The sequence below is a fragment of the uncultured Bacteroides sp. genome, assembly GCF_902491285.1.
Taxonomy (GTDB): domain Bacteria; phylum Bacteroidota; class Bacteroidia; order Bacteroidales; family Bacteroidaceae; genus Bacteroides.
Window position 1 is genome coordinate 1 of the sequence record NZ_CABUHK010000175.1, and the last position, 2,326, is coordinate 2,326.

Below are 2,326 nucleotides of genomic sequence, written 5' to 3' on the forward strand. Positions count from 1 at the left end.
CTTCCTTCTTCGGAATCCTCGGCTCCCGGTTCCCCCTAAATTCTCTTGGCCCTCTTGAATCTCTTCCTCCGCGGAATTCTCCCCGTGGCTTTCTATCTCTGTCACCACCTTTGAACTCACCACCTTCTCTGCGAGGTCTGGATTCACCTTCTCTGCGTGGCTTGAAGTCTCCTTCGCGTCGTGGTTTAAACTCCCCTTCACGACGTGGTTTGAACTCTTTTCTTTCTCTGAATCTTGGTGCTTGTTCCCCTTCGGAGTCTTTCTTGTCTTCCTCTTCTCCTTCCTGGCTCTTGAACTCTTTGTACTTTCCGTCAAAAATCTCATATTTTCGGAACTCACACTCCAACGGGCCATTGAACAAAGGCACTTTCTGACTGGCTTTCAAACCGATTTGGTCGAAACACTCTTCCCGATAAGACAATACCCATGCTTCATTACCGACAAACGCATGTTTCAGGCGCTCACCAATCATTTGATAAAGCCCGAGCAAATCATTGGTAGAAATACGCTCTCCATAAGGCGGGTTAGTGATGATGATCGACTTCTCCTGTGGCTGTTCAAACTGCTGGAACGGTTGCAGCTTCAACACGATATCCTTCGATACACCCGCGGCTTTTATATTGTGTGTAGCAATCTCATTAGCCTTCGGATTATTATCATATCCGTAAATCTTATGAGCAAACTCACGCTCCTGACTGTCATCGTTGTAGATTTCATCAAACATATCCGCATCGAAATCCACCCATTTCTCGAAAGCAAACCCTTTGCGGAATACTCCCGGAGCAATATTCTTTGCAATCAGAGCAGCTTCGACAGGGATAGTACCCGAACCACACATAGGGTCAATCAAGTCGCAATCCCCGCGCCATCCTGTCATCAGAATCATGCCGGCAGCCAACACCTCGTTCAGCGGTGCCTCTACTGCTTCCTGGCGATAACCGCGGCGGTGCAACGACTCACCCGAAGAATCCAAGGACAGCGTACAGGTAGTCTGCGCAATATGAATATTCAGCAATACGTCCGGGTTGTTGATGCGGACAGACGGACGTTTTCCGGTCTTTTCGCGGAAATAGTCCACAATCGCGTCTTTTACTTTATACGAAACGAACTTCGAATGGCGGAATTCATCGCTGAACACCACTGCGTCGATAGCAAAAGTCTTGTTTACATCGAGATATTCTTCCCATGGAATAGCCTGTATCTGATTATAAACCTCGTCAGCATCCTTCGCTGTGAAGTTCTTTATGGGTTTCAGGATACGGATAGCGGTACGAAGGCAGAAATTAGCCTTATACATCATACGTTTATCTCCGGTGAATGAAACCATACGGCGTCCTATTTGAATGTCGTTGGCTCCTAATGCTGTAAGTTCTTCTGCAAGTATCTCTTCCAGTCCTTGGAAGGTCTTGGCAATCATCTCGAATTGTTCGCTCATATATAGTTATTTGATTTTATTTTTTTGCTTTGGTTTGTACGATTCTCGCTCCTGCGGGGACATTCTCCGTCACCCATATGTTACCGCCCACGGTTGCGTCACGCCCGATGGTGATTCTGCCCAGAATAGTGGCATTGGAATAGACAATTACATTGTCCTCCAGAATCGGGTGGCGGGGGATACCTTTGATCGGTTTTCCGTCAGCATCCAACGGGAAGCTCTTGGCTCCCAAGGTGACTCCCTGATATAGCTTGACGTTATTGCCGATGATACTTGTGGCACCGATAACAACGCCGGTACCGTGGTCGATGGTGAAGTGGCTGCCGATTTTCGCTGCCGGATGAATGTCAATCCCTGTTTCACTGTGCGCCATTTCCGTGATAATACGGGGAATCAGAGGAACACCCAGTTCCAGCAGTTCATGCGCAATACGGTAATTGCTGATGGCCTTGATGGCCGGATAACAGAAGATTACCTCGCCATAACTTTCGGCAGCGGGGTCACCGTTGTAGGCGGCTTCCACGTCAGTTGCCAGTATTCTTCTCATGGCAGGCAGCTTGCTGATAAACTTGGCGGCAAGGCGTGCAGCTTCTTCCCGTTTGGAATCCGGGCAGACGTTACATTTCCCTTCTATGCTGACGCTGAAACACAATCCGGCGAGGATTTGCTCGGAGAGCAAACCGAATAACTTTTCAATGTTTACACCAATGTGATAATTGATTGTCCGGCTGTTGATCGTAGAATTTCCGTAATATCCGGGGAAGAGAATGGAGCGTGAAAGCTCGATAATTTCATACAGGACTTTAGCAGAGGGCAGTGGCTCGCCATCTTTGTGCTGATGAAACAGTCCTTTGTAAGATTCGCTTTCCGATAGCTCATCGACTGCCTGTG

The 2,326-nt window shown here is 48.1% G+C and carries 2 protein-coding genes; both read right to left on the reverse strand.

The window, feature by feature from the left end; genetic code table 11:
• The coding region (locus RDN93_RS21955; protein WP_308747429.1) for a THUMP domain-containing protein at positions 1-1,435 on the reverse strand (1,435 nt) is incomplete at its 3' end.
• A 16-nt stretch (positions 1,436-1,451) separates the two neighbouring features.
• The coding region (gene epsC / locus RDN93_RS21960) for a serine O-acetyltransferase EpsC (protein ID WP_308747430.1) at positions 1,452-2,326 on the reverse strand (875 nt) is incomplete at its 5' end.